Here is a 23,805-nt window from a genome sequence, read left to right on the forward strand (position 1 = left end):
AACGCAAACTGCCGCCAGCAAAGCCGGCGGCAGCAGGGAGCGCCTAAACGGAATCAGGCGGCGCATATGGCGTCGCCGTGCTCGTGCACTTCCACCAGCGCCGCGTGCAGACTTTTGACGGCGCTCTCGTAGTCGCTCTCGTCGATGATGAACTGCATGTCCACCTGCCGCATGGACTGGTGCACCGCAAGAATGCTGATGCCGGAGCTGGCCAGAGCGCTGACCGCACGCGACAGCATACCGGATACTTTCATGTCACTGCCGATGGCGGAAACCACCGCCACCTTGCGTACCTGAATATCGCAATCGGGAAAGCGCTCGTTGATCGCGCTCTTTATCCGTTTGACGGTTTTCAGGGTGATCGCGAGGTAGTGCGTGATCGTATTGGCGTTGATGTCCTTCGTCACCACGGCGCCCTTGAAGCGCGCGATGATTTCGTTGATCGCCCGGTCGTAACTGGTCATGCTGCCCATCATGTCCTGATCGAAACATTCAACAGCATAGATGTTTTTACGCCCCGCAATGATCTCCACCCGCGGTGTGTCGCTTACATAGTCGCCTGTAACCAGCGTGCCGCGATGCTCGGGCTCGAAGGTGTTCATCACCCGCAGCGGAATGGCATTCTGGCGCAGGCCTTTTGCCGCGCGTGGGTGAATGGCTTCCATGCCGAGATTGGCGAGTTGGTCCGCCACATCGTAATTGGTGCGGCCAATGGGCACCGCCTGCTCCTCGCCAACGAGACGCGGATCGGCACTGCTCAAGTGATATTCCTTGTGGATGATTGCCTCGCTGGCGCCGGTCATCACCGCAATGCGGCTGAACGTCATTTCACTGTAACCGCGCGCGAAGGTTTTCATCAGACCATCGGCGGTGTGGGCGTAGCCGGTGGCGATGGGCAGCTCGCGGGCGAAATCCACGTCCGCAAACGCCTGTTCAATGCGTTCGTCCAGCGACTTGTGTTCGCCATCGCGCCAGCCGGTAAGATCCACAAAGCGGGCATTCACGCCCTCCTGCTTCAACAGCTGCACGGTATTCCACGCGCTGTGCGCCTCGCCGAGACTGGCGAGCATTTCACTCACCACGTCAAGGTGTCCTTCCAGCGCGAAGTGACCGTGCTGGCATACCCGTTCGAGGTCCGCGAGACAGCGTGCGGCATCGTCCAGGCGTTCGCCGATGAAAGCGTTGGCCTTGGCGAGGGTCACGTCGTCCTGGAACAGCGATGCATTGATTTCTTGCATGCGCTGGCGCACGCCGCCCATGGCATCGGACCACTCGCGCTCGTCATCGGCGCCGGCGAACAACGCGAACACACCCGGACGGCCGGATTTCTTGTGCTCCAGCAGCATGTCGGTCATGCCGCCATAGGCGGAGACCACAAACACGCGCTGGTACAGCCCCTCACCTTTCGCCCTGCCATTTTTGAAAACAATATTGTCGCGAACTGCGCGATAGTCGCTCATGGACGTACCGCCGATTTTTTCTACCGTATGTGTCTTCATGGAATCCCTGCGTTGACCATCTGCGGATGTCGATTGCGCGGTTGCGGCGAAATAGGCACGGCTTGTGCCCCAGAAATCCGCCGCTGCGTTGAACATGGCCACCTTATTTTTCGTCCTGCACCTCTTCGGCTTCCAGCTCGTAGGCACCTTCGGCGTTGTGCACTTCCTTGCCGTGCAGCGGCGGGTTGAATACACAGGCCATTTTCATTTCTGTTTTGCCTTTGAGTACGTGCTTGTCATGCTGATCTAGCAGGTAGATGGTGCCCGGTGTGATTTCATGTACCACGCCATCCGCCTCGGCCATCACCGAACCCTCACCGGAAATGCAGTACACCGCTTCCAGGTGGTTCTGGTAATGCAGATGCAGCTCGGCCCCCTCGTAAATAGTGGTGATATGGAAGGAGAAGCCCATGTTGTCGTTCTTCAGCGCCAGGCGGGTGCTCTCCCAGCCCTCGGATACGATACGACGGTTGCCTTTTTCGGCGTCTTGCAATTTTCTTACGATCATCGGTTCACTCTTTTCGTCAATTCATCGGGTTCACAGGGGACACAGCAGAGAAATCAGGCAGCACCCGCGAGGCTTTTTACCGCCGGCTCTTCCTCGCTGCTGGCGAAGAAATCGTGTTCCTCCGGTACATCTTCCCCCTTCAATACCTTCGCCACGGCCGCTTCGACGATGTCCAGTGCTTTTTTCAGGTTGTCGTCGCTGATGGTCAGCGGGCACAGGGTTTTCACCACATGGTCGTCGGCACCACTGGTTTCAATCACCAGCCCGTTGCGGAAGGCTTCACTGGTGATCTTGTCGGCCAGCTCGCCGCTCACGCAGTTGAGGCCGCGGAACATGCCGCGCCCGCGGGTGGTCATATTGCCGTCGCCGTATTTCTCGACAATGCGATCCAGGCGCTGGCCGATGTATTCGCCCTTGCGCAGTACTTCCTTGGCGAAGGTGTCGTCGCTCCAGTAGTGATTGATCGCCGCAGTAGCGGTGACGAAGGCCAGGTTGTTGCCGCGGAAGGTGCCGTTGTGCTCGCCGGGCTTCCACTGGTCCAGCTCCGGTTTCATCAGCACCACCGCGAACGGCAGGCCGTAACCGCTCAGGGATTTGGACAGGGTGACGATGTCCGGCTCAATGCCAGCTTCCTCAAAACTGAAGTAGCTGCCGGTACGGCCACAGCCCGCCTGAATATCGTCGACGATCAACAGCACATCGTGCTTGCGGCATACGTCCTGCAGGTTACGCAACCATTCCACGCTAGCAGCGTTGATACCGCCCTCGCCTTGTACGGTTTCCACCAGTACCGCGGCGGGGTGATCGACACCACTGGATGAATCGCTCAATACTTTGTCGAGGTAAGCAGTGGTGTCGATGTCATCACCGAGATAGTTTTCGTAGGGCATGCGGGTAACACCGCTCATGCTCACACCGGATGCGCCGCGGTGGTGAGAGTTACCGGTGGCGGCGAGCGCACCCAGGCTGCAGCCGTGGAAGCCGTTGGTGAAGGAGATGATGTTTTCGCGGCCCTTGTACTTGCGCGCGATTTTCAGCGCCGCTTCCACCGCGTTGGTACCGGTGGGGCCGGTAAACTGCATGACATAGCTCATGTCGCGCGGCTTGAGAATTTTCTCGTAAAAGGTCTCCAGGAATTCCCGCTTGGCCTTGGTGTGCAGATCGAGGCCGTGGGTAATGCCATCCTGCTGGATGTATTCCAGCAGCGCCTCTTTAAATAGCGGATTGTTGTGGCCGTAATTCAGGGTGCCGGCACCGGCGAGGAAATCCAGGTACTGGTTGCCTTCCTCGTCGTACAGGTACTCGCCCTGCGCCTTGTTGAACACCCGCGGAAAAGCGCGGGCGTAGCTCATTACTTCTGATTCAATCTCGTCAAATACTTTCATGTCGACAATCCCTATGTGGTGATTGATTGAGTGCCTGGTGTTCAGGTAAAGCGGTGAAACTCAGGACAACGGAATGCGTATCAGCTGGCGGCAAACGGCCCGATGCGCAGCAGCATTTCGCTATCGTGCTGGCCGTTGAAGTGGCGCTCGCGGTCGAACAGCACCGAGTCGCAACAGTTCGCGTCGAGTTTGCGCGCGAGGCTGCGAAACAGCGCCCAGGAGGCGTCGTTGTCCGGGGTGATGGTGGTTTCCAGGTGACGCACCTGCGTGCACGCGGGGCGGTCGAGAATCTCGCGCAGCATGCGGCCGGCAAGCCCCATGCCGCGGCCCTGCTCCGCCACGGCAACCTGCCAGATGAACAGGGTGTCGGGGCGTTCAGGGATCAGGTAGCCGGAGATAAAACCCACCAGTCTGCCATCCAGTTCCGCCGCCACGCTGGTCGCGGAGAAGTGGCTGGCCTGCAGCAGGTTGCAATAGAGGGAGTTGGTGTCCAGGGGAGGACAATTGCCGATCAGCCGATGCACGGCGGCACCATCTTCACTGACCGGGCGGCGCAGCAGAACCTGGGAAGCTTCGCGCTTGATCACCCGGATCTTTCCCTGCTGCGCCTCGTTTACCTTGTCGTCAATAGAATCTTCTTTTAGTTCGCTGTTGGCACTCAAACCAATACCTTTAGTCATCAAAATGTTAAATCAGTGTCAGATTTCAGTAACAAGTGGATTGATACCAGACAACCCAATCAAGGCGCCGATTAGCACTCAGTTGGCGTTGAAAATTTGACCTGACCCGCAAAAAATTATTTACTGCTCTAAATATTTAAATCCATAGTACTCTAAACATTGCGGAGGGTTCAAGACCAAGACTCATGCAACATGACCAGAATGCGATCAATCGCGACGCCCCCATCGGCGCTCGATCCCACCGCGAATCCAGCAACCACGGGGCTTCACGCACCACCGGAGGTCTGCGAACGCCAAGTCCCGGCAAAGAGAAAAAAGAGACGCGGGAATCCACCCGAGGGGACGGTCAGGATCCGGCCGCCGCGCCAGGCAACGCCGCGGGTGGCACAGGATTTGACAAAAATGGTGCAGCACCTAAAGTCGGGCGCGGGCATATCTGCCACCGCGAAGAAATTGAGACCCTGCTGCTGATGGACAAGATCGAAGAAGTACTAACGACCCTGCGCCGCCTGATCCGCGCCACCGACCTGCATTCCCGCCAACTGGTCAAAACCGCCGGGCTCACCGCGCCGCAGCTACTGCTGTTGCAGGCCATCCGCGAGCACGGAGAAGTCACCATCGGCGCATTGGCGAAGGAGATCAGCCTCAGCCAGGCCACCGTCACCACCATCCTCGATCGCCTGGAGAAACGCGGCCTGGTGTTCCGCGAGCGCTCCGCAGAAGACAAGCGCAAGGTGCACGCCTACCTGACAGAGAAAGGAATGGAAATCATCCGCGACGCACCCACACCACTGCAGGACCACTTCGTCAAACAATTCCGCGACCTGCGCGAGTGGGAGCAGTCCATGATCATCTCCTCCCTGCAGCGGGTGGCGCTGATGATGGACGCCGAGCATATCGACGCCTCACCAGTGCTGGATGTGGGCGACCTGGACCGAAAGGACGAACGCAACCTGCCCGATGACAACGCCCCGGACGACCACGAAAGCGGCAACAACCACTGACGCCATTTGCCACACACTAGGTAGACTCACGCGCCAAAGGGTGGTGAAGGAAGCACGCGGGGACATTTGCTAACAATTCGCATCTGATCATTGCATTCGGCCCTCAGTCCGGTATAAATGGAGCGGCAACACTATAGTGGACGCTCGCCTATTGGTTAGCGCCTACTGACTCAAGACAGCGGCGCAAAGCTCTGTCGCGGCAACAAAAATGAGAAATGGCGCACATTATCGTTCGCGGTAAATGATGTAGCTATTCCACACCGCGACCGCGCCCCGGCGAAAATTGAATGTGTCAGTGAAAGCCCGCATCAGAACGGGCTTCCGTCATGCAATAAGGCACGATCCCTGACAGCTTGCCGCGCACACGGCTGTGCCTGGCGAGCGCCAATCCGGCCGCCCTGTCTTGATAACTTCTGCATCCGATGTCGCACGCCGATCCTATAGCATCAGCGGCCTTTCCGGATGGAGCATTTTGGGGAAGGGACTGAACATGGCCTGCTTGCAACATCCCGACCGGGATCAACCCGTCTATCTGATGGCGCACCACACCGTTGGGCGTCGCCAGGGGGTGGCCGACACACGTATCACTCTGCCGGAAATTTCCGGCATTCACGCTGCTATTCAATGGACCGGAAGCCACTGGATCATTCGCGATATCAGCCGCAATGGCACCTGGGTAAATGGTCAGCAACTGATCCCTGCCAAGAACCAGCAATTACAGATCGGCGACAGAATCACCTTCGGCCGCGCCACCAACCCGGTATGGAAGGTGGAGAATCTCGACGCGCCGGAAAACCTGCTCATCGACATACACAGCGGCGAGGCCACCTCACTCGAGTCCTACCATCTGTTGCCGGACGAACACGACCCGATTGCCAGCCTGCACTTCAATCCGGTGAATGGGGTGTGGATTTACGAGTTGCTCGACGGCTCTGAAAACAGCAGCACCGCCAGGGTTGTGAGGCACGGTGATCGCATCGACTGCGCGCGCCACAGCTGGGAGCTTTTTCTCGGCAACAGCCAGAGCACCACCACCGAGCTCTCATTCAAGAACCTGTGCGTATCGGATTTCCGCCTGCGCTTTTCCGTCAGTCACCACGAAGAGCATATCCAGCTGCAGCTCGCCCGGGACGACATGCGCCTCGACTTGCCGGCGCGCACCCACAATTACCTGCTGCTATACCTCGCGCGTGCGCGCATTCGCGATATCCAGCGAGGCATCGACCACGCGGATCAGGGCTGGATACCTGCCGACCTCGCCACCCGCGAGCTGGGTATTACCGTCAATCATCTGAACACGCAGATTTTCCGCGCGCGCAAACAGATTGCCGACAGCCTGCCGGACGCTATCGACACCTCGCGCCTGGTGGAACGCCGCTCTTACGAGATGCGCCTGGGCTGTTACCTGCTGGACATTTTCAAGGGTTCACAGAAAGAAGAGCTCGAAGCCAGCACCGGGGAATACCAGATAGCAGACGTCGAGACGGTTTAACCAGAAACCGTTTCGACCAAAAGCCGACTCTGCAGGGAACGGAACTTCATCCACGGACGGCGGTTTATCCGTAAAAATCAGTTACCGCAGTCACCAGCATGCAACCAGAGCAGTTACCTTTTTACATCGGCCGCTATCGCGCCACCGTCCGCCTGGGCTCCGGCGGTATGGGCGTGGTGTACCTGGCCACCGATGAACGCCTGAACCGCCTGGTTGCCATCAAGAAGCTGCTGCGCAATCCCAACAGCAGTAACGCCGGCGAGCGTATCCGCCGCGAAGCCCTGTTGCTCGCGCAACTCAACCACAACAATATCGTGCAGCTGTACGACGTTGTGGAGGGTAACGACGGCATCGCGCTGGTGATGGAATACGTAGACGGCTGCAGCCTGGACCGCTGGCAGAAAGAGCGCAGCCCCGGCCTGCCGCAGAAATTGCAGCTGCTGAAGCAGATCTGTGCCGGCCTCACCCGCGCCCACAGCGCCGGTATCATTCACCGCGACCTCAAGGCCGAAAACATCCTGGTGGACAGCGGTGGCAACATCAAGATTACCGATTTCGGTATCGCCAAGAACTGGCAGGAAGACAGCGACCTCACCCGCGAGCAGCATATTGCCGGCAGCTGGGGCGCAATGTCACCGGAACAGGCCCAGGGCAAGCCACTCGACAACCGCAGCGACCTGTTTGCTCTCGGGGTACTCGCCTACCGCCTACTGTGCGGACAGAACCCCTTCGGTGACAACAGCAGTCCTTACGTAATCGTCGATCGCATCGTGAAAAGCCCGCACCCGCCAGCGGCGCGGCTGGCACCGGAACTGCCTCAAGCACTGTGCGCCCTGCTCGACCGCCTGTTGGCAAAAAATCCGCAACAGCGCCCCCTGACGGCCGCCGCCGTCGCCGACGAGCTGGAAACCCTGCTGCTGCAGATTCAGGGTAGCGGCTCCAGCGTTACCCGCACCCATAGCGCGACCGAAACCGTCACGGCCGAGAGCTACTATCACCAGAGTTCCGGCAGCCGCAAGTGGTTGCGGCGCACCGCGGTTGCCGCCCTCGCCCTGTGTACCGCGGGCGCGGCGGCATTTATAGCAATCCGCGAAGTTACCGCGCCACCATCACCGGCTGAGAGCAAATACATCGCCGTGCTGGAACCGCAGGAAGTGGGCTACTCGCAAGATGCCTCAATCGCTCGCGCCCAGCGCCTGCTCGGCAACAATGTGCAAAGTGCCCTGAAGCAGGGCCTCTCGGGGCGGCGGGGACTGCACCTGGTGTCATTTTCTGAGTCCCGCCGGTTGCAGGGACAGCCGCTGCGCGCCCAGGCCGCATCGTTGAACGCCGACCTGCTGCTGATCCCCTCCATCGACTGCGACACTCGCAGCTGCGAACTGTCACTGGAGCTGCTCGACAGCAGCACCCTCGCCGTCATTAACAGCCGCAGCACCCGCCTGGCGATGGAAGAAGGACTTGAAAGCCGCGCCCGCACACTGCACCAGCTGGATGGCCTGCTCGCGGATTTCCCGGCCCGGAACACAGAACACAGCGCACAAATCAGCGCCGAGGATTACCTCACCTACCTGGAGATTTACGAGCGCCGGCATGACTACCTGCATCTCGGCGAGCTGCTGGATCGGCTGGACGCCCTGCAAGAGCGCGCCAGCCACTTCGCGCCACTGTACGATCTCTACGGTGAAATGGTGATGGACCAGGAGTTCAACACCCGCGCCGCCGAGGCAGACGCGCGCCTGGCCAAACTGCTGGAGCGGGCGCCGGCCAGCCTGGCGGACACGCCGGAAATTCTGATCAATGAACTGCGCCTCGCCGTGCTGCGCAACGAACCGGGCCAGGCAGAAGCACTGCTGGCGCGACTGGAGCTGACCCTGCCGGACCAGGCCAGCTACCACCAGCTGCGCGCCTTCTACCACCATCTGCGCGGCGACTACGCGCTGGCGCTGGAGCATATCGACAGCGCACTGGCCCTGCGTACCAGCTATGCCTATCTGTCGCAGAAGGCCCTCACCCTGACATTGAGAGGCGACATGGACGCCGCCAACGACGTGCTGCGGCAGGCCATTGCACTCAATGCCGAGTCCATCGACGCCATCTCCCTGCTCGCCGCCAATATGCTCGACAGCGGCAATGTCGGGGAGACCATCCGCATCCTCAGTGACGCAGGCCTCGACCGCATCGGCCCCATGGATACCTACAATCTGTGCCTCGCTTATTACATCGAGAAAAAGTACGTGGAGTCCCGCTCCTGCTTTGAGCGCGTATCCAGCCTCGCACCCAAAGACGCCGACCCGCTGCTGTACCGCGCGGAAATCGCCCGCGAGCTGGAGCAGCCCGATGTCGCACTGGACATGGCGCGCCGCGCCCTGGAGCTCACCTCCGAGCGCACCGACTGGGAAGGCCTGTTGATGCAGGCCCGCGCCTACGCAGAACTGGGCGAGGCGGAAAAAGCCGTGGAAAACCTGCTCAGGATCCGCCGCGACGCCCCGGACGACCTCTACACCAACTACGCCCGCGCCCAGGTGTACATCAGCACCGGCGACCTGCTCTCCGCCAAGGTGCATATACGCAAAACATTGGAACAAGGGATCTCCCCGATCTGGTATTGCACCGCGCGCTTTGTCAAAATCTGCGGCATCCCCGCCTTTGACGACCTGCGACAGCAATATCCAGGTCTCTGCGGCAGCGGCGATACAAACAATGCGGGCAATTCCCAGATTGCCCGCAACAGCGAATCCAGTGAGAAGCTGTAAGTAATCGGCTTCAAGCGCGATTCGTTGCAACGGGACCCTGGGGTGGCGGGTCCGGGCTCAACCAGAACAAGAATATAAGCAGATGGACATTGCAGATTCCGAGGTTGGACGGCACGCCAGCGCGCCCAATAAATTGGTCGTCGACAGCGACCGCTACGTTATCCACAGCACCCTTGGTGCCGGCGGCATGGGCATCGTCTACCTGGCGGAAGACCTGAAGCTGCACCGCCAGGTAGCCATCAAGAAACTGAAAGACGACGCCGCCAGCCAGAACGCCCGCGACCGCATCCAGCAGGAAGCCCGCCTCCTCGCCCAGCTCAACCACCCCAATATCGTCGCCCTGTACGACGTACTCGAAGAAAACGGCAGCGTCGCGCTGGTAATGGAATATATCGAGGGCGCGTCCCTACGCGCCTGGATGCGCGAGCGCACACCCAGCCTGCAACAGAAACTCAGCCTGCTGATGCAGATCAGCCTCGGACTGCAGCAGGCCCACGACCTCGACATCATTCACCGGGACCTGAAGCCCGACAACATCCTCATCACCGAAAACGCCAAAGGCCAGCCCACCGCCAAGATCACCGACTTCGGCATCGCCAAATCCCAGATGCTCGACGAAAAAACCCTCACCGCGGAAAACCAGCTCGCCGGCACCGTCACCGCCATGTCACCGGAGCAGATCCTCGGCAAACCCCTGGATGCCCGCAGCGACCTGTTCAGCCTCGGCACCATTGCATTTGAATTGCTATGCGGCAGCCGCCCGTTCGACAAGCACGAAGCCGGCGCACTGGCCATGGCCAACCGCATCACCAACGAACCGCATCTGCCACCACAGCAGGCGTGGCCGAGCATCCCCGAACCACTGGCCATACTGCTGGACAAACTGCTCGCCAAAGATCCCGCTCAACGCCCCGAAAGCGCACTAATCGTGCACCAGGGATTCGCACTGTTGCACAAACAGGGGCTCGACACCGAGACCGAAGATTACACCGCAACCCTCACCGACCTGTTCACCCGCCAGCAGGTAAAAAGCCGTCGCCGCTGGCAGCGTGTTGTGGCCGGCATCGCCGCCGCGCTGGTTGTCGGCGCGGGCGGTTACTGGGGCTGGAAGGAAATTACCCGGCTAGAACCGCAATATATTGCGGTGATGCCGGTGGAGATTAACGGCGAAATCCACGGTGAGGAAAATGCCGTGGCGCTGACCCGCACCATGGTACGGCAGGCGCTGATGAATTCGGTTTCACAGCTGAAGGCGAGTGCGCTGGTGAGTTTTGAGCCGAAGGAGGGGATGGATTTTGAGGCGCAGTTGCAGGCGTTGCGGAATAAGGGGGTTACGGATGCGTTGTTTGCGCGGTTGGAGTGTGCGGAGGTGCGTTGTGAGATTGAACTGCAGCGGTTAAATCCGAACAATAGCCAGGTTCAAAAGCAAAGTGGCTTTGCCTTTCTTGCGGACAAGCGGCAGGAGGCAGAGCATAGAATTACGAGCGGCAGTATCGATCTCTTTGCAGAGAGCTACTCCAAGTATATTGCGGCACATGAAACAATGACAGAGCAGGATTACAGCGATTACCTGAACATTCTCAGCCGCCAAGAAAGCAAGGACATCTCTGCAGATGACGTGGAGACACTTAAAAAATTCATTGGTAGTTACCCGCAAAACCCCAACTTATATCGCGCATATACTCAGGTTGCCACAGACTTATTTGTCCTTACGGATAACAAGTCTCACCTTCAGGCCGGATTGGACATGCTGGAACGTGCCAAAACGCATGATATATCTGCAAGCTTGATTCTTGAGCTAGAGCTTTGGCTACAGACATACAATGCCAACAAACCAACACTTGACAAATTAATTGAAAAAATAAATCAACAAGAAGCCCCCTCAGCAGAACTGTTAGCTAAGTTGTCCCGATATCTATTTACGCAGGGCGACTACAAATCCGGTCTGAAATACGCGCGAAAAGCCGCAGCATTAAATCCATCTGCGGACAATCTCTACCTAGTTGCACTAAATCAAATTTCAACCGGAAATTATTCTGATGCGCGCATAACACTACATCAACTGACAAGCAACGCACCTGAACATTGGCCCTCCTATTCCGCACTTGGAGTTATAGAATTGGAAAGCGGAAACTATTCTGCAGCGGAACTAGCCATCGGCTCTATCCCTGAAGACTCGAGAAGCTGGCGCACAAAACAAAATCTCGGCGTAATTTATTTTTTGCAAGGAAAATATCCTGAATCACTTAAAATAAGCCAGCAAATCCTCTCTGTCACGCCTGAAAACATTCCCGTAACTGAGCAAATTGCTGAAATTTATTTACTAACGGGCGACACCGAGATGGCCAAAGTATATTTCTTCAGGCTTCTTGACCTAACAAAAAACAAATCAGGGTTACTTGAACGGCAATATCATGCCCTAGCCCTAGCCAACACCAACCAGCAAGATGTTGCAATACCTCTAGCACATGAGTTACTCAAGGATGCATCAGACGATACGTACGTAAAGCATACTGTCGCTCAAATTTATGCATTAGCCAGTGAATGGCGATCGGCAAATTACTATATTGAGCAACTTCTGACACAAGGCATGAGCGCAGAGTGGTTTAATCTACCGGGATTTCAAAAACTCTGCACTCAGCCAGAGACATCCGAAAAAGTAAAAGTAGCTATCTGTAACTGATTACTGTGGATCGAGCAATGCTCTAGGGTCTCCAGACACAAAATGCGCATCCGCCGAAGGGCTGTAGCAAAACCACAGGAACGCAAATTCATCCGGCACCATATCTTCATCCCGGATACGGATTTTCAGTGTGCGTTTATCCGCAGAAACTACCCGCGAATGGAACTGGTGTCTGAAGCCCCTGGTCAGAGGTATAACGCCATCCGCCTGCAACAAACCCGGGAAATCAAAGAACTGCAGATCGTCAATACCAAACTCGGAAGGGTCCAGTGTGACATTCAAAGTCAGAAACCCCTTGCCGCATTTGAATTTAAAATTCATGTTCCCGTAAGCTTCCGCCTCTCCGGGGTTGCCAGCTTCGTTCAGCTGCCAATAGCTGGGAATACCCTGCTCATTCGCCGGCTTCGGCTTCAGTATCAGATTGATCTCCCGCCCATCTTCCGGAAAGCTCCACTCAAGGACTTTCATGTCCGCACACTTTTGCTCAGTGCTATCCATTTTCCACTCCTGTAATTTTCCGATGCCTTCCCTGCAAACCACCCGGGGGCACTGTTAGGTTTTCAAGATTGATATGCGCGACCTTCGTCCGAAAACCGCACGGCTAGGGTAAAGCAAGGCAATAACGGAATTCCATCACATTATTGACATTTAATTAGGAATCGCTCCAAAGTCAGCTTCTAGCGCGACAAAAATAACAAAATGTCACGTTAGGGAGAACCCTGCGCACAAACTGTGCCGACCTAAATCATTATCCAGGAGACCATCTTTATATCTGGACATGCGCAAAATCCGGATCAGTATATGCACCGGATTGTCATTCCGACCCTTCAGAGAGTGATGAACTTTGCAGGGATCTCTAAATATCGTCATTCCCGCGAAGGCGGGAATCTAGAAAGCCGGTGGCTACTTGCCGCCCGCCCTCGCGGGGGTGACGGGGGAAACGAATTTTTAGAAGTGTTTTTAAGTATTTCTCTACAAAACTTTGGGAAATTTTCCCTCCCCCGCTGCCATGATTCGTGTTAGTTTCTCGCGCTCAAAATTTATCATTTCACGGAATATGACACGGATATGTCGTTCTGCATCCTTACGGATAATTTAGGAAATACGTACCAAATCACCTCCGGTGATCGAATAGAATCCCTGGCCACTACCGATTACTTCACCGCTATAGAAACGCTCGGCCGCATTGACTACCACCAGTTATCGGCCGCTGAAGATCAATTGTTCCGCATCTATGGTGGAGACGTCGAGCGAAGCCTCTTCTGCCAACCGGGGTCCGGCTGGCAGGATATGAATTCCGTTGGGATTTTCAGTACCCAAGCGCACCATCCCCATATCGGCATCGGGTTTTTACCCGGCCGCTGGCCGAGGATTCTCGATGCCATACATCAGGGAAACCTCCGGTTTATCCATACCGGCAGCGCGAAAAAAACCAAGGAAGAACAGCCGCACGATACCCGCAATCTGCTGCGAGTGAAGATTCGCCAGGCGCTGCTTGCGATTGTTGCGGCCGAAAGAGCCGAAGCCGCGCAGCACGCCAGACACCTGCGGCAGGAAACGTCGGTTAATCGCGGGCTGATTTATACCGGCGCCTTCCTCACCGGCCTATGGCAGGCGGGTTCGGGCCTTGCGCAGTGGCTGAAAGACGTCAACGATGTAGTGAGCCCACTGCAACGCAGCCTGCGGGGCGTACAAGCCGCCTACCGGGCATCGCAGCGCAGCGATAACGGCGAAAACCTGATGGCTGCCTATCAGGATGAAATTCTAACCGCGGAAAAGCGTGAGATCGTACAGGTACTCGGCTTCGATCCCACCGCCATTACCCGCGAACAGTTCCAACACGCCACGGAACTCGCCGATCTGATCTGGGAAGACCCAGCCCTGCAGGCCGACCTCCGACGGTTCGTCAAAGACTATGTCAAAGCCCAGCACGCCATTGAAATCACTGAATTCTCCGGTGCCGCGGCGTTTGAAGTCCTGTTCACCATACTCCTCGCGGCGGTCACCGGCGGCGCCGGCCTCGCCGCCAGCGCCGCAAGCCTGGCCCGGCACTTTGCCAAGTTCCGCAAGGTCGGGCAGTTGCTGTTGGAGTTTGGAGAACAGATCAAACAAGCCAGAATGCTCAGGGATCGCCATGCCCCGGCCAAGCAAACACCCAGCTTCGAGGACTTTGAAAGTCTCGGCGAGGTGGAAATTCCCAAGCCTGCCGACGTCGCCTCCGATACCCGGAAGAAGAAGCCAAAACCTCGTGAGAAAACCGATTTCAGCCAACGCAAAGGCATCCCACCCACGTCTCTCGAGGATGCCGTTAGCCGCCTGAACTCTATGGCGGACGAAATTGCCCGCAACGGCTACCACCCCAAATACACAGACGCCGAGCTGAAAGCCCTGGCCGAAACCGGCGATATCTCGAAGGAACGTTATCAGGTCCGCTTTATGGAAAGCCGATATCTGACAAACAACGGCGCACCGGGCATGCTTGGTGCGCCCATGCGAGGCGTCAGCGGCAACGGCGCCAAGTACTGGTCCACCAGCTTCGATCAGTTGGAAGACGCGGATACCAATGCGCGCCTGATTTCGGAAAAGCTTGGCCTCGACTACGACCCCGACGCCGAGTACACATTGATCGTCATCGACACCGAAAAGGCCGAGCCTCTCACCGGTGTGAAAAGCGTGCCGGCCACCTTCGACAAGGTCAGCGAGTTTGCCAACCGCGAGTTGCCGAAGAAATTTCCCAAGCAGTTTACCGACACGGTTATGACGCCCGAGTTTCAGGATCAGTATGGCTGGCATTACCAGGAGGCGGTAGACAGTGGTGCGCTGGAAAATAAATGGTCCACGAAAGTCAATGATTTTGAGGACTATCTGGATACCACTGATCTTTCTGAAACTGAGAAAAAGTTACTGAAACAACGCATGCAAATGCAGGACAAGGTGGGCAACAACCAATACTACGAGGGGAATGGCCTGACCCGGGACAAGATCGCCGGGTCCGGCAACCACTACGGTGCAGTGGAAACGCTGAACTTCGAGCGGCAACCGGTCAATCTGCAACAACTGGAAGAGGTGGGCGCTATTGCCTATGTTTCCAAGGGGTTTAAATGAATTGGTTTCAAAAACCGGAATACCCGGTCAAAGCGCAACTACCCAGAATCGAACACCATGAACAGCTGCCGGAGGGCGCTGTTGAGTTGGCAAGAATAGCTGACCCCAACAGTGAAAGGTACACCATTTTTTTCGTGCGGCAGGGAAAATACCTGAGTGTATTGGAGGCTGGCAGCTGGTTGCTTAAAGATGGCACGCCCCGCTACCGATGCTCACAAGTGGATTTTCCCCTCGGTGTATTACCCTGGTTCGCCGATGCACTTACAGAGTTTCGCAAGCCACCGGCACAGGGCGGCCTGCACGCCGGCGCCATGACCAGCGCCGACGAGGACGTGGAAGGGGAAATGCTGTGTATTGAACGCGCCATGAACGCAGGCCGCGGCGTGGGTGGTTATACAATCGTTAACTGGTCTAGAACCGACCATGGCAAATTGTGGAAGAACGATTATCACCCACAGGAAATCACCTTCGCCGACAACTTCCTCTACGACGCCGGCTTGCTGGATCTGATCAAAGACCTGGGAGAAAAGTATCGCCGTGGCGAGCTGTAAAGACTCAAGAGCGAAGCAGCTGTAGCGGGACAAAAAGCGTGAAATCGTACAGGTGCTCGGCCTCGAGCACTTTGAAAGCCTCGGCGAGGTGGAGGTTGCCAAACCAGCCGAGGTCGTCCCCGATACCCGGAAGAAGAAGCCAAAACCTCGTGAGAAAACCGATTTCAGCCAACGCAAAGGCATCCCGCCCACGTCTCTCGAGGATGCCGTTAGCCGCCTGAACTCTATGGCGGACGAAATTGCCCGCAACGGCTACCACCCCAAATACACAGACGCCGAGCTGAAAGCCCTGGCCGAAACCGGCGATATCTCGAAGGAACGCTATCAGGTCCGCTTTATGGAAAGCCGCCACCTGACCAACAACGGTGCACCGGGCATGCTAGGTGCGCCCATGCGAGGAGTCAGTGGCAACGGCGCCAAGTACTGGTCCACCAGCTTCGATCAGTTGGAAGACGCGGATACCAATGCGCGCCTGATTTCGGAGAAGCTTGGCCTCGACTACGACCCCAACGCCGAGTACACACTGATTGTCATCGACACCGAAAAGGCAGTGCCTCTCACCGGCGTGAAAAGCGTGCCGGCGGCATTCGACAAGGTCAGTGAGTTTGCCAACCGCGAGTTGCCGGAGGAATTTCCCAAGCGGTTTACCGATACTGTTATGACGCCCGAGTTTCAGGACCAGTATGGGTGGCACTACCAGGAGGCGGTGGATAGAAAATTCCTGAAGAGTAAATGGTCTACCAATACGGAGGCGTTCGAGAGATATTTGGATACCACCGATCTTTCCGAAGCAGAGAAAAGCCTCCTTAAGCAGCGCATGGAAATGCAAGGCACCGTGGGCAACAACCAGTACTACGAGGGCAATGGCCTGACCCGGGACAAGATCGCCGGGTCCGGCAATCACTACGGCGCGGTGGAAACGCTGAACTTCGAGCGGCAGCCGGTCAATCTGCAACAACTGGAAGAGGCCAGCGCCATTGCCTATGTCTCTAAGGGGTTTAAATGAATTGGTTCCAAAAACCGAAATACCCGGTTAAAGAGCAACTACCCAGAATCGAGCACCACGAAAAACTGCCAGAGGGTGCCGTGGAGTTGGCGAGAACAACGGACCCTAACGAGGGTGATACCGTTGTCTTTGTACAGCAGAGAGATCACCTGAGCATATTGAAGGCTGACAGCTGGCTACTTAAGGACGGCACTCTCAATTACGTATGCTCGCAGGCCGATTTCCCCCTCGGGGTATTGCCTTGGTTCGCCGATACCCTCACCGAGTTCCGCAAGCCACCGGCACAGGGCGGCCTGCATGCCGGCGCCATGACCAGCGCCGACGAGGACGTGGAGGGCGAGATGCTCTGCATTCAGCGTGCCATGAACGCGGGCCGCGGTGTGGGTGGCTATATAATCATCAATCGCTCCAGAAAAGACCACTCAGCGCGCTTAGAAGAACATTTTTCGCCCCACAGAATCACCTTCGCCGACAACTTCCTCTACGACGCCGGCTTGCTGGATCTGATCAAAGACCTGGGAGAAAAGAATCGCCGTGGCGAGCTGTAAAGAATCGGGAACGAAGCACCTGTAGCGGAACAAAAAGCGTGAAATCGTTCAGGCGTTCGGCTTCGAGGACTTTGAAGGTCTCGTTAAGGTGGAAATTCCCAAGCCTGCCGACGTCGCCCCCGATACCCGGAAGAAGAAGCCGAAACCCCGTGAGAAAACCGATTTCAGCCAACGCAAAGGCATCCCGCCCACGTCTCTCGAGGATGCCGTCAGCCGCCTGAACTCTATGGCGGACGAAATTGCCCGCAACGGCTACCACCCCAAATACACAAACGCCGAGCTGAAAGCTCTGGCCGAAACCGGCGATATCTCGAAGGAACGCTATCAGGTCCGCTTTATGGAAAGCCGCCACCTGACCAACAACGGCGCACCGGGCATGCTTGGTGCGCCCATGCGAGGCGTCAGCGGCAACGGTGCCAAGTACTGGTCCACCAGTTTCGATCAGTTGGAGGATGCCGATACCAATGCGCGTCTGATTTCGGACAAGCTTGGCCTCGACTACGATCCCAACGCGGAGTACACACTGATTGTCATCGACACCGAAAAGGCAGCGCCTCTCACCGGTGTAAAAAGCGTGCCGGCCACCTTTGCCAAGGTCAGCGAGTTTGCCAACCGGGAGTTGCCGAAGGAATTCCCTAAGGAATTTACCGACACGGTTATGACGCCCGAGTTTCAGGATCAATATGGGTGGCACTACCAGGAGGCGGTAGACAGTGGTGCGCTGGAAAATAAATGGTCCACGAAAGTCAATGATTTTGAGGACTATCTGGATACCACCGATCTTTCTGAAACTGAGAAAAAGTTACTGAAACAACGCATGCAAATGCAGGACAAGGTGGGCAACAACCAATACTACGAGGGGAATGGCCTGACCCGGGACAAGATCGCCGGGTCCGGCAATCACTACGGCGTGGTGGAAACGCTGAACTTCGAGCGGCAACCGGTCAATCTGCAACAACTGGAAGAGGTGGGCGCTATTGCCTATGTCTCCAAGGGGTTTAAATGAATTGGTTCCAAAAACCGGAATACCCGGTCAAAGCGCAACTACCCAGAATCGAACACCATGAACAGCTGCCGGAGGACGCTGTTGAGTTGGCAAGAATAGCTGACCCCAACAGTGAAAGGTACACCATTTTTTTCGTGCGGCAGGGAAAATACCTGAGTGTATTGGAGGCTGGCAGCTGGTTACTTAAAGATGGCACACCCCGCTACCGATGCTCACAAGTGGATTTTCCCCTCGGCGTATTACCCTGGTTCGCCGATGCACTTACAGAGTTTCGCAAGCCACCGGCACAGGGCGGCCTGCATGCCGGTGCTATGACCAGCGCGGACGAGGATGTGGAGGGCGAGATGCTCTGCATTCAACGTTCTATGAATGCTGGTCGCGGTGTGGGCGGCTACGCAATCGTCAATCGCTCGAGAAGCGACCATGGCAAATTGTGGAAGAACGATTATCACCCGCAGGAAATCACCTTCGCCGATAACTTCCTCTACGACGCCGGCTTGCTGGATCTGATCAAAGACCTGGGAGAAAAGTATCGCCGTGGCGAGCTGTAAAGACTCGGGAGCGAATCACCCGTAGCGAGACAAAAAGCGTGAAATCGTGCAGGTACTCGACTTTGCCCCACCGCCATTACCCGCGAAAAGCTCCAGCCCGCCACGGAACTCGCCGATCTGCCCTGATACCTCCGTATGTACTTAAGGCTCGCGCGCTAGAAACCGCCTTACGTTGGCCGTAGTATCAACATGTGAGTTGGAGGATTTCCTGACGATACGGAGTAACCCGGGGGGTATTCTTGTTAAGAATTCCCCCCCGGGCCGTATCGCGCTCCGAAACTGGAGTTAATTACAGGTCTTCAATTGTTACTGGTGCGCTTTCGCCCAGGCGGAAAGCATTCAGTTTGCCACATTGTGCGAAATGGTTGCCGGAGTCCCACGGACGGCCGGGTTGATCGACGTCGGCTTCCCAGCCGGGTCCGCCAGAAATATAAGATTTTACTTCAAACCAGCCGTTGACCGTTTTCGAGCAATCCATCTCTACATCCAACATCCAGTAATGTTGCCCCCAACGGTTCAGCGGGGTCTCACCAAATCCGTCTACGCTTACTGTGCGCTTGGTGCCCCAGCTATCCGGCCACAGGTTAGTGGTCCAATCCAAAGGCGTACCCATTGCTTGGGTACTTTGCGCGGGCTCGGGCCCATACCAGTCGAGATAATTGTCGCCTGATTTCCACGGGGCGGTAGTAGCATTCAATAGATTTAAGTGCCGAATAGGAATCGAGCACTCGAAGTTACTGGTATCACAGTTTCTTCCCAGTACAGTGTTGGCATAATTGTGATCTATGCCGCCGAGAACAAACATATCCTGGCCGGATTGAGTGTCACCGTAAATAAATACCACCGTACGCTGCCATGGGTTTATTTCCACATCAGTGGGAATCACGTTTGTGCGCTGGTTGTCACCCCAGAGGGTTGGCCACTCCGTAGGTTCTTCAACACCGCTTGGTGTATCCAGCTCCCATATGTATACACGTCCGTCCAACGCATTTATGCCTACCTCCAGGCGACCGTCGTTATCCAGGTCCGAAACCGCTGGGGAGCTGAATCCTGTGTCCACATCCTTATACAGGTCGACAATTTCATTACCAAGGTTATCGTAAAAATGCAGACCTCCCTCCCAGTACGTACCGTTACCTATAAGGACGGTTCCGGAAGAATCTGCGATATTGGCGGAGATAAACTCAGTGGGAAATCCTTTGTTGACAACATCCGTGGGAAAGCCATTCACCATAGATCCGTCGGTCTCGAACGCCATCATAGTATTGCGACCTACAACTTCGACAATCTCCAGTTGTGGGTCACCATCCAGATTTACGGCTATGGTTCCATTCTGCGTATCCACAATATCCGGATAGCCCACTGGCCAACCGGGCAGGAGATTGCCATTTCGGTCTATCAGGTAGCCTTGGGTAGAGGATTCGTCGGAGGTGGTACGCCGCACACTGGCGGAAAAGAAAATTTCGTAATTTCCGTCACGAGTAAAGTCGGCAACTTGGAAGTCGCGGAAATGAAATACTTTATCATCGAACGTGAATTCGCGTTTCACGTTACCATTTACATCGTAGTAACGTAAGTAACGGTAAGCGCTGAAGCCGGTCTGGCTTGGAGGTGAATTGACACCTACGATAATTCCCTTCTTACCATCATGGTCCATATCCACCGCACTCATGTGCACAATATCATAGCTATGGTATTCGTCCATAAGTAGTGGATAGCCGGATTTGGAGCTTCCATCGGCATTCAGGACGCCAAGCCAGTGCTGCCCTTTGCGATTAAGGTCCGGGTCTTGCTGCTGGAATTTTATGTTGTAAATTAATTCTATCTGACCATCGCCGTCGAGATCAGAGGCGATAACCGGGGCCTGATTAAATAGCTCTGTTGGTGCCTGATTCTGTGCCGGGCGGCCCGCTGGGAAACCAGGCGCGATACTGCCATCGTGTTGGAACGCCCACACTGGGCCGGCCTGTGAGGCGTCCGTCCAAACACTGACCACAATTTCTTTAAAGCCATCGTTATTGAGATCTGTAATAGTAGGGCCGGCAAGCACTGGGGTAGGTAATGTGACCGGGAAACCGGGACGCGGTTGACCGCTGGCATTCCACACATTTACCGTGAAATCTCCGAATGTAATGACTTCTTTGGTTCCATCATTATCCAGATCTTCGAAGGCAATAGCTCGGTTAATTCTGTACCCAAAGCTGTGGCCGTTTTCGGATATGACTTGAGCCCAGCCAGGTTTTAGTTGATTGTCTACACGCACCATCACGCGCGACTCATTGAATCGGCCATCGGTATTGAAGGCGCGCAAGCGGAGGATATAAAGGGCGCTTGGCAGACTGGAGATGTCCCACTGGCTCAGTAATTGGTCTTCTCCCTCCGCCGTACCTGAGGTGATAGTTACAAATGCCAGCTGATGATCTGGCGTGTAGTGAGCGTACGCCAATTCATAGTGAGAAACGTTGGTTCCTACAATAGTGCCCCGCACTTCTTGACTATGGCCCTTGGCGGACCAGGGTTCGGGGGAGGTAATCTGAACGAGAATATCCGGAGGAGCACCCACATAATTCAAGGCTGACTCCGCGTTAACACGACCATGACCAGACATTGCATCCCAGCCAGGATTCATTACGTCGTCAGCGGTTTGAGTAATGATATGCCGCACTTGCTCTTGATTGAGTGACGGGTTCTGTGCAAGCAACAAGGCTGCAAGACCGCTTACATGGGGTGCAGCCATTGAGGTTCCGTCGATTTCCAGGTAGTTCTGACCTACCACGCGATTTCCACTTTGGGAAAACCCAGAGTCGGCGGCAAGCAGAGAGAGTATGCTTGTTCCGGGAGCGCCAACGTCAATTTTTGCTCCCCAATTGGAAAAGCCAGCCCTGACGTCACTTTGATCAACGGCGGCCACGGAGATCACCAGTGGATGGTTGGACGGGTGAGGCCATGCTGCAGGCCTGTCTTCATTCCCCGCCGCTGCAATCAATACAGAGCCTTGCCCATAAGCGTATTCGAGAGCGTCATGAATTAAGCTGGAATCTCCGTACCCGCCCCAGCTGTTATTAATTACCTGTGCGCCATTATCTGCGGCATAAATCAATGCGTTTGCGAGGCTGGTTGCCACGCCGCTGCCGCTGTCATCCAATCCTTTGACCACCATGATTTTGGCTTCGGGGGCAACGCCGATAACGCCCGCACCATTATTGCCGGTAGCTGATATGGTTCCGGAAACATGTGTGCCATGGCCATGACCATCGGTGGGATCATTATCAGGATTGGCGCCGGGGTTTAATGGGCTCGATATGCTTTCCCCGATGAAGTCGTACCCATAGACATCATCAATATAGCCATTGTTATCGTCATCTATGCCATTGGATGCGATTTCGTCGCTGTTAATCCAAATCTGCCCCTGAATATCCGGGTGATTAAAGTCCAACCCAGTATCAATTACCGCGGTGACAACCCCATTGCCTTGAGAATTATCCCAGGCATTCTCCATGGACATTTTTTTCAGCCCATATAGATCGTCGAAACCTTGCCCCCAGGAGTTGAAGGAGCCAAAGTAAGGGTCATTGGGAGTATAGCTTGTAGTATAGATATAGTTCGGTTCGGCGTAATCAACGTTCGACTCTGTACGCAGGGTATCAACAATCTCTCTCACGTCGGTGTCAGACGAAAATTTGAGAATGAATACATTTTCCAGCGCCGACTTTGCTGATCTGGAGGCGGATGTTACTCGCGATGCATTGCCTGGCAAGTTTTTAAACACTTTTTCATTGCTCTTCGCTTTGTACTTACGCGAAAGCTCGCCAATGGCTGAATTACTCCTCAGTGATGGAGACTGTGCTCCATTTTTGTTCGGTTCACCTTTTAGCCGAACAATTACCTGGTTAGGAACGAACTGCAGTTCATCCCCCAACGGGCTTTGGACGTTTTGTGCAAAGGCGGCCGGAAATGCAAGCATACCGACAATCCCCGTAGCCAAAGCTTTGGATCCAATCCGGAACCGACACCTAGAAAACATAAATCCCCTCTAAGAAGTGAAGTCTCTTTCAAAAAAAGTAATTTTTGGTAGAAATGAAATAATTCTTACAAAAGCGTTTCAAAAATATTAATAGCCAGATGTCTTTAATATTTTGAATATACTTTTTTCAGGATGACAAAGATGGGATTGACTTCCATGCCTACTGCTTGACTACTACTCCTTCAGAGAAGGGAGTAGAGGTAAAAAGGGCGGTTGTGAATACCCAAGCTGCTGATGCAGTTTGCGTAGCCATAGAAGCATCCATTCAAAATCTAACCTGCTACCGGGTCGAGACTCTGACACTCATGCCAAGGGGGTGCCTCCTCCCCTCTTGGGGGCGGAGAGTGAAATATGAAGCATTCCTCATTTCTCGGAGACAACTTGCTTGAGCCACGTAGTTTCGGCTGAGTTGGCTCGCTAATAACACGAGCTTTCGAATTGAGCTGGAGGTAGAGCGTCGATGGCTTTCAGAGCATCCCTGCCCACATTGCTGATATGTATGAGATGGAGCTGTTCGTTGGTGTGATCGCGGATAATTTACCGCGCCTCCGCGGATATAAAAAAAACCGGCAGTAAGCATCCTTACTGCCGGTATGAATCAGATGGTCCCAGCCATCTACGGTTACAACAACACTATCAAGAGCGAAATGAGGCATCCGTGCCTCTGCCAGGCCCTCCCACATTCCCGGCTTCCTAGGCTCTGTGGTTACCGGGCGGCCTGACTGTTCAGCTTGCGCCGAAGTCTTCCTGATCTGTTGCCTGCATTCCCTATTGGCTCTGTGGGAAATAGGCAACTACCAATCCTTTGGCAAACTGGCTGAAGGGCGCTGTGCTGTTGCCGGTGAGGGAAGCAGTTCCGTCGCTTCCCTTGTTTGTTCCACCTTCCATGATGGACACCGGTAACAGGGTGACTGCAATCCACCTTGCCGCGACTCCTGTGACGGCCGGGCATCGCGTCCCCTTCAACCTTGAAGCTCAATTTACGCAGAAGTCCATTACAGGTCGATCAC

16 protein-coding genes are annotated in these 23,805 nt (G+C 55.5%); 10 read left to right on the forward strand and 6 right to left on the reverse strand.

Annotated features, from left to right (window positions below; all coding sequences use genetic code 11):
* Positions 1-53: 53 nt before the first annotated feature.
* From GNX18_RS10405 to ectA, 4 genes are all read right to left on the reverse strand, one after another.
* Positions 54-1,499, reverse strand: a complete 1,446-nt coding sequence (locus GNX18_RS10405) for an aspartate kinase (RefSeq protein ID WP_138237015.1) — start codon at positions 1,497-1,499, stop codon at positions 54-56.
* A gap of 103 nt (positions 1,500-1,602) precedes the next feature.
* Positions 1,603-2,007: an ectoine synthase gene (locus GNX18_RS10410; RefSeq protein WP_166217759.1), complete on the reverse strand. Its 405-nt coding sequence runs from the start codon at positions 2,005-2,007 to the stop codon at positions 1,603-1,605.
* Positions 2,008-2,060: 53 nt separating this feature from the next.
* Entirely contained in the window at positions 2,061-3,392 is a 1,332-nt protein-coding gene (gene ectB / locus GNX18_RS10415; RefSeq protein ID WP_166217762.1) for a diaminobutyrate--2-oxoglutarate transaminase, read from the reverse strand.
* Positions 3,393-3,472: 80 nt separating this feature from the next.
* A complete protein-coding gene (gene ectA / locus GNX18_RS10420; RefSeq protein WP_166217765.1) occupies positions 3,473-4,072 on the reverse strand; it encodes a diaminobutyrate acetyltransferase in 600 nt (199 codons plus the stop codon).
* A gap of 470 nt (positions 4,073-4,542) precedes the next feature.
* On the opposite strand from ectA, the gene GNX18_RS10425 reads away from it, so the two are divergent.
* From GNX18_RS10425 to GNX18_RS10440, 4 genes are all read left to right on the forward strand, one after another.
* Positions 4,543-5,076, forward strand: a complete 534-nt coding sequence (locus tag GNX18_RS10425) for a MarR family winged helix-turn-helix transcriptional regulator (protein WP_166220547.1) — start codon at positions 4,543-4,545, stop codon at positions 5,074-5,076.
* A gap of 490 nt (positions 5,077-5,566) precedes the next feature.
* Positions 5,567-6,568 (forward strand): FHA domain-containing protein, encoded by a 1,002-nt coding sequence (locus GNX18_RS10430; protein ID WP_166217768.1) that lies wholly within the window; start codon positions 5,567-5,569, stop codon positions 6,566-6,568.
* Between the two features lie 98 nt (positions 6,569-6,666).
* Positions 6,667-9,321: a serine/threonine-protein kinase gene (locus tag GNX18_RS10435; RefSeq protein ID WP_166217771.1), complete on the forward strand. Its 2,655-nt coding sequence runs from the start codon at positions 6,667-6,669 to the stop codon at positions 9,319-9,321.
* Between the two features lie 82 nt (positions 9,322-9,403).
* Positions 9,404-12,004, forward strand: a complete 2,601-nt coding sequence (locus tag GNX18_RS10440) for a serine/threonine-protein kinase (RefSeq protein ID WP_166217774.1) — start codon at positions 9,404-9,406, stop codon at positions 12,002-12,004.
* On the opposite strand, the gene GNX18_RS10445 is transcribed toward GNX18_RS10440, so the two are convergent.
* Entirely contained in the window at positions 12,005-12,502 is a 498-nt protein-coding gene (locus GNX18_RS10445) for a hypothetical protein (RefSeq protein ID WP_166217777.1), read from the reverse strand.
* A 570-nt stretch (positions 12,503-13,072) separates the two neighbouring features.
* Here GNX18_RS10445 and GNX18_RS19640 point away from each other — a divergent pair.
* The 6 genes from GNX18_RS19640 to GNX18_RS10475 all read left to right on the forward strand — a co-directional run bounded on the left by GNX18_RS19640 (position 13,073) and on the right by GNX18_RS10475 (position 18,771).
* Complete coding sequence (locus GNX18_RS19640) at positions 13,073-15,109, forward strand: hypothetical protein (protein WP_240913964.1); 2,037 nt, start codon at positions 13,073-13,075, stop codon at positions 15,107-15,109.
* On the forward strand, positions 15,106-15,660 hold the full coding sequence (locus tag GNX18_RS10455; protein WP_166217780.1) for a hypothetical protein: 555 nt from the start codon (positions 15,106-15,108) through the stop codon (positions 15,658-15,660). The genes GNX18_RS19640 and GNX18_RS10455 overlap by 4 nt, the downstream gene beginning before the upstream one ends.
* Before the next feature lie 52 nt (positions 15,661-15,712).
* Positions 15,713-16,666: a hypothetical protein gene (locus GNX18_RS19645; RefSeq protein WP_240913965.1), complete on the forward strand. Its 954-nt coding sequence runs from the start codon at positions 15,713-15,715 to the stop codon at positions 16,664-16,666.
* A complete protein-coding gene (locus tag GNX18_RS10465; protein ID WP_166217783.1) occupies positions 16,663-17,214 on the forward strand; it encodes a hypothetical protein in 552 nt (183 codons plus the stop codon). The genes GNX18_RS19645 and GNX18_RS10465 overlap by 4 nt, the downstream gene beginning before the upstream one ends.
* Positions 17,215-17,302: 88 nt before the next feature.
* The gene (locus tag GNX18_RS19650; protein WP_240913966.1) at positions 17,303-18,220 is read left to right on the forward strand and encodes a hypothetical protein; all 918 of its coding nucleotides are present in this window, start codon (positions 17,303-17,305) and stop codon (positions 18,218-18,220) included.
* Positions 18,217-18,771 (forward strand): hypothetical protein, encoded by a 555-nt coding sequence (locus GNX18_RS10475; RefSeq protein ID WP_166217786.1) that lies wholly within the window; start codon positions 18,217-18,219, stop codon positions 18,769-18,771. The genes GNX18_RS19650 and GNX18_RS10475 overlap by 4 nt, the downstream gene beginning before the upstream one ends.
* A gap of 289 nt (positions 18,772-19,060) precedes the next feature.
* Here the strand turns inward: GNX18_RS10475 and GNX18_RS10480 are convergent, their stop codons facing one another.
* Complete coding sequence (locus GNX18_RS10480) at positions 19,061-22,735, reverse strand: S8 family serine peptidase (RefSeq protein ID WP_166217788.1); 3,675 nt, start codon at positions 22,733-22,735, stop codon at positions 19,061-19,063.
* Between the last annotated feature and the right edge of the window lie 1,070 nt (positions 22,736-23,805).

The sequence above is a fragment of the Microbulbifer sp. SH-1 genome (assembly GCF_011326135.1).
Lineage (GTDB): Bacteria > Pseudomonadota > Gammaproteobacteria > Pseudomonadales > Cellvibrionaceae > Microbulbifer > Microbulbifer harenosus.